Source organism: Psychrobacillus sp. (assembly GCF_056205495.1).
In genome coordinates this window covers 1-4193 of record NZ_JBAEAP010000214.1, presented here as the reverse complement: position 1 = coordinate 4193, position 4193 = coordinate 1, and the positions used below count along the sequence as shown (strand labels likewise).

The window sequence follows — 4193 nt, the reverse complement described above, 5'->3', positions numbered from 1 at the left end:
GCTAGCCTTTGACATTACATTGCTATTTGAAGTGGATTTAACGGATGTATTTCAATATAAGAAAGAGGGGGAATAGAAAATGACAGAGGTTGTATTTGGTATATTAAGGCTTGTTTATGTAATTATCTTTTTTGTTGCTTGCTATATAAGCTTCAAATTTGAATGGAGTAGTGAAGGAAAGGATGAAAGAGGCAACGCAATCGCTCACAAATCCTACAGCATCATATTTCCGTTTGCCCCCTTTGGATGGTTCGTGATTGAGCTATATGACTCATATATAAACGAAATAGGCTACGAATCATACAAGCTAGCAATATGGTTTCTACTGACGGGATTAATGATTTGGCACGCTATTAATATAATCGTTTTAAAAAGAAAGTATTAGGAGGATACGATGAGCATTTATATGTGGATTGGTATTGGAATCTATGCGTTCTTCACCCTACTTCCTCTAAAGGATGTAAAAAACATAGGTAAATGGGAAATTTCATCCATTATTATAAATATGGTAGTATTGTTGACGGTTATCCTAGCACATTTATTTTTTGGTTTTAATATATGGATAGGAATCCTCCTACTTATTATCCTTGGAATTTTCTTGGACAAAAAAACCTATACGAAAAAAAGGTTAATCATATATGCTTCCCTTTTTGTTGTTATAGGGGGGGTACTATATTGGCTATTAAACGATATTTTGGGAAGTCCTGAGTCTAATACTGTTTTAGAGCATCTTATAGAATATCCCGATACTTCATCTCTGTATTTTTCAAAGGATGGTAATGTCCTTGTTAGTTACAATGTGGAGGAGAATCGTCCTCTCGCAAGTGTCGTAAAAATTGTGGTTGCGATGGAATATGCCTTCCAAGTAGAAGAGGGAAAGATTGATCCTACAACTAGAATAGGCTTAGAGGATTTAGATGTTTATTATATTCCAAACACCGATGGGGGAGCCCACGAAGCCTGGTTAGATAGCTTAGAAACAAGACCGCCAACACTGCAGGAGGTTGCTAAAGGGATGATTCAGTATAGCTCGAACGCTAACACGGAATATCTCATGGAGCTGCTCGGGCTAGACGCAATCAACAATAGGCTGGAAGTGTTGGATATTGAGAATCATGAGGAAATCTATCCGATTGTAGGCGCTCTAGGTATATCCAGCTACCTTAAGGAAAAGGAAGATCTAAGCAATAAGGCAGTAATAAATAGATTGAATAATATGCCCATGGAGGAATATCGTTCATTAGCTACAGAAGTCAGTCAACTGTTAAGGTCTAAACAATTCGCAGTAACAGATGTTTCGGATGTTTCAATGGACATTCAACGCATATGGTCAGATCGGTTGACTGGAGCTTCTGCAGAGGCCTACGGAGAAATTGTTTCTCGTATATCGAACAATGAATTTTCATCAACTGTCACTAGTACTTTAAGAGACATTTTAGAATGGCCTCTTGCCTATGAAAGTAATCAGCAAAAGTTTCATCATATCGGTGCCAAGGGAGGTTCAACAGCCTTTGTTTTAAATCAAGTTATTTATGTAGAGACAAAACAGGGGGAGCGGATGGAGATGGTAATCATGCTAGATGATTTATCGTTGTTACAAAGCCTTTCTCTGCAAAAAAGTATAGATTACTTCCTATTTAAATTAATAGATGATCAGGACTATATAGAGTTAGTGGAAAGCGAGTTGCCATAAATGAAAGAAGAGTGTCATCCAGGTCTGGAGACACTCTTTTTCTTTACGGTAGCCACATACTAGTGCTACAACTAATTAGTAAAACACAAATAAACAAGAACGCTAGTATAAAATCCTTCTTTTCAATAGGCACTTCATGATAAAAGACTTTTCTAGGTTCTCCCGTAAAGCCTCTTGCTTCCATTGCGAACGCCACTCTTTCAGCCTTACGAACAGCCCCAGAAAGCATAGGAATCAATACGCGACGTAAACCAATCAGTCTTTTAAAAATATTGGAGTCGTCGCTTAGTCCTCTCAGTTTCTGTACTTGTTGAACTTGTATAAACTCGTCCTTTAAAAGCGGTAAAAATTGATAACCAACCATAATACCATAAGCAATTTTAGGAGACAGCTTCAACTGTTGCATTAGACTCCGTATAAATATAATTGGGTCGGTTGTTAGAGCGAATAATAGGCTCAGACTAGAAAAGGCCAACACCCGAAAGCTTAAGGATAAGGCATGGTTTAATTGGCTTTCCGTTATATCGACAGAACCGATGGACCAAAGAACAGTTCCAGTCCCGCTCTCTGCAAATAGAAGAGTGGTCCAAAGGTAACCAAAAGCTGCGATTACGAAAGGAAGCATCAGTAAGACCCAGTTTTTCCAGGATATATTGCTTAAGAATATTTGCATCACAATAATGCTGAACCAAAAAACTAGTGGTGTCCATGGATCGAAAAAGAATGCTAGTGAAAGCATGCAAATCATTACAATCACAAACTTAACGGACGGATTCATCCTATGAAGGCTAGTACGCATAGACAGGACCTCGCTTAGGGGGTAGTAATTGATGTTCTAGCATTAAATCTTTCTTATCCCAAAAGCTAGTCGCACTATATTTCCCTGTCACTCCTCCGTTCCTCATCAATAAGATGGAATCGGCTACCTTATACGCAAATTCCATATCGTGGGTTACGATTAGAAAAGTAGTACCTGCCCTAGAACGCTCATCTACGACTTTTAAAAGTTCTGCCAGATTAGCAGAGTCCTGACCAGAAGTTGGTTCATCCATCAAAATTACTTCACGGTTCTGGCAAAGCATAACAGCTATAGCTAGGCGACGTTTTTGTCCATGGCTGATAGAAAATGGATGGGCCTCTGAGATGCTAGATAAATCAAGTCGTTCTAGTAATTCTTCTGTGTTTGATCCTCCACCAAAAGAGACCTCCTCTTTTACTCTTCCTGTAACAAACAAAAATTCTGGTGACTGTGGTACATAGCCTAACAAGCTTGGCTGGACCTTACCTTCAGCTGGCAGAACACCTGAAAGAGCCTTTAATAATGTGGATTTTCCACTGCCGTTTGGTCCCGCTAATACTGCAACCTCTCCTTTGTTTAAATTAAATGAGGTTGGTTTTAGAAAGGTTTTTGTATTTATCCTCTCTACTTGTAGTGCAATCTCTTCTTGAATCATGCTCTTCCTTCTCGTGTATTTGCTAAAGGAAGTTCTGTTTTCCTTTAATCTAATTCGACGATGAAAGAAGTCTTCCCAAAGGTCTAGCTTGTGTTCAATTGCTAATATCGTTAATCCAGAGCTTTGCTGCAGTGTATCCAACCATTCAATATATTGCTTTGCAGTATATGGATCTAAGTGTGTGATCGGCTCATCTAACAATAAAACCTCTGGCTTCATAATGAGCGCACAAGCCGTGGCGACTCTTTGTTTCATTCCTCCGGAAAGCGACTGAATGACGGAATGACGGTAAGCGGTTAACTTGGTTGACACCAATACCTCTGCAATTCTTGAATCCATGTCCTCTCGCGCCACGAGTAAATTCTCTAAAGTAAAGGCAAGCTCCTCCTCAACGGTTGGCATACAAAACTGCGCATCTGGATCCTGAAAGACGGTAGCGATACGATGATTGACCTCGCCTGGTCGATAAGAATCGCTTTTCTTACCAAAAAGCTCTATTTCCCCGGAAACTATTCCATCGCAATTGTCAGGGTAGAGGCGGTTGCACAAATATAGCAATGTACTTTTCCCGCAGCCACTTGGACCAGTGATTACAACGCGCTCTCCCTGTTCAATAGACATCGAAAAATTTGATAATACAGGAATCTCTTCATCAGGAAATGAAAAAGAAACATTTTCGAGACGGATAACATTAGACACGTGCATCACCTTTTTTAGACCGTGAAATAGAATATCCTCTTAACGAACCCGTTGCAAGCAAGCCATCAGCTATGGCTTTGCCGCCTACACCAGCAATTAACGTCCCACTAAAGATCCGTACGACAAGCATAAAAAGGACATATCCAGTAGTATAAACGGTAAATCCTCCTAAAAAATATCCATATACAAAGCTAAACACTGCAGAACCTGCACCAGCAAGCATTAACACCCAAAGGTCAAATCGTTTATAGCGGGTAGCTGCGAATACTGCCTCTGCACCCAAGCCCTGAATAACACCAGAAAGAATGAGACGAGGCCCAACAGCATTACCTAAAAGCACCTCTATT

At 39.8% G+C, this 4193-nt stretch carries 5 protein-coding genes; 2 read left to right on the top strand and 3 right to left on the bottom strand.

Annotated elements, in window-relative coordinates; translation table 11 throughout:
* Positions 1-79: 79 nt before the first annotated feature.
* Together AC06OU_RS06225 and AC06OU_RS06220 are read left to right on the top strand one after the other, a co-directional pair.
* Positions 80-385 (top strand): hypothetical protein, encoded by a 306-nt coding sequence (locus AC06OU_RS06225; RefSeq protein WP_475854684.1) that lies wholly within the window; start codon positions 80-82, stop codon positions 383-385.
* A gap of 9 nt (positions 386-394) precedes the next feature.
* Positions 395-1693, top strand: coding sequence for a serine hydrolase (locus tag AC06OU_RS06220; protein WP_475854682.1), 1299 nt, complete (start codon positions 395-397; stop codon positions 1691-1693).
* A gap of 43 nt (positions 1694-1736) precedes the next feature.
* On the opposite strand, the gene AC06OU_RS06215 is transcribed toward AC06OU_RS06220, so the two are convergent.
* The 3 genes from AC06OU_RS06215 to AC06OU_RS06205 all read right to left on the bottom strand — a co-directional run.
* Positions 1737-2492, bottom strand: coding sequence for an energy-coupling factor transporter transmembrane component T family protein (locus tag AC06OU_RS06215; protein WP_475854680.1), 756 nt, complete (start codon positions 2490-2492; stop codon positions 1737-1739).
* Positions 2482-3852 (bottom strand): ABC transporter ATP-binding protein, encoded by a 1371-nt coding sequence (locus tag AC06OU_RS06210; protein ID WP_475854678.1) that lies wholly within the window; start codon positions 3850-3852, stop codon positions 2482-2484. Before AC06OU_RS06210 ends, AC06OU_RS06215 begins: the two co-directional genes overlap by 11 nt.
* A partial coding sequence (locus AC06OU_RS06205) for an ECF transporter S component (RefSeq protein WP_475854676.1) occupies positions 3839-4193 on the bottom strand: 355 nt, incomplete at its 5' end. The genes AC06OU_RS06210 and AC06OU_RS06205, both read right to left, overlap by 14 nt.

Coding starts and splice junctions, on each gene's coding strand:
- AC06OU_RS06215 (WP_475854680.1), bottom strand. CDS start 2,492: ATGCGTACTAGCCTTCATAGGATGAATCCGTCCGTTAAGTTTGTGATT.
- AC06OU_RS06220 (WP_475854682.1), top strand. CDS start 395: ATGAGCATTTATATGTGGATTGGTATTGGAATCTATGCGTTCTTCACC.
- AC06OU_RS06225 (WP_475854684.1), top strand. CDS start 80: ATGACAGAGGTTGTATTTGGTATATTAAGGCTTGTTTATGTAATTATC.
- AC06OU_RS06210 (WP_475854678.1), bottom strand. CDS start 3,852: ATGCACGTGTCTAATGTTATCCGTCTCGAAAATGTTTCTTTTTCATTT.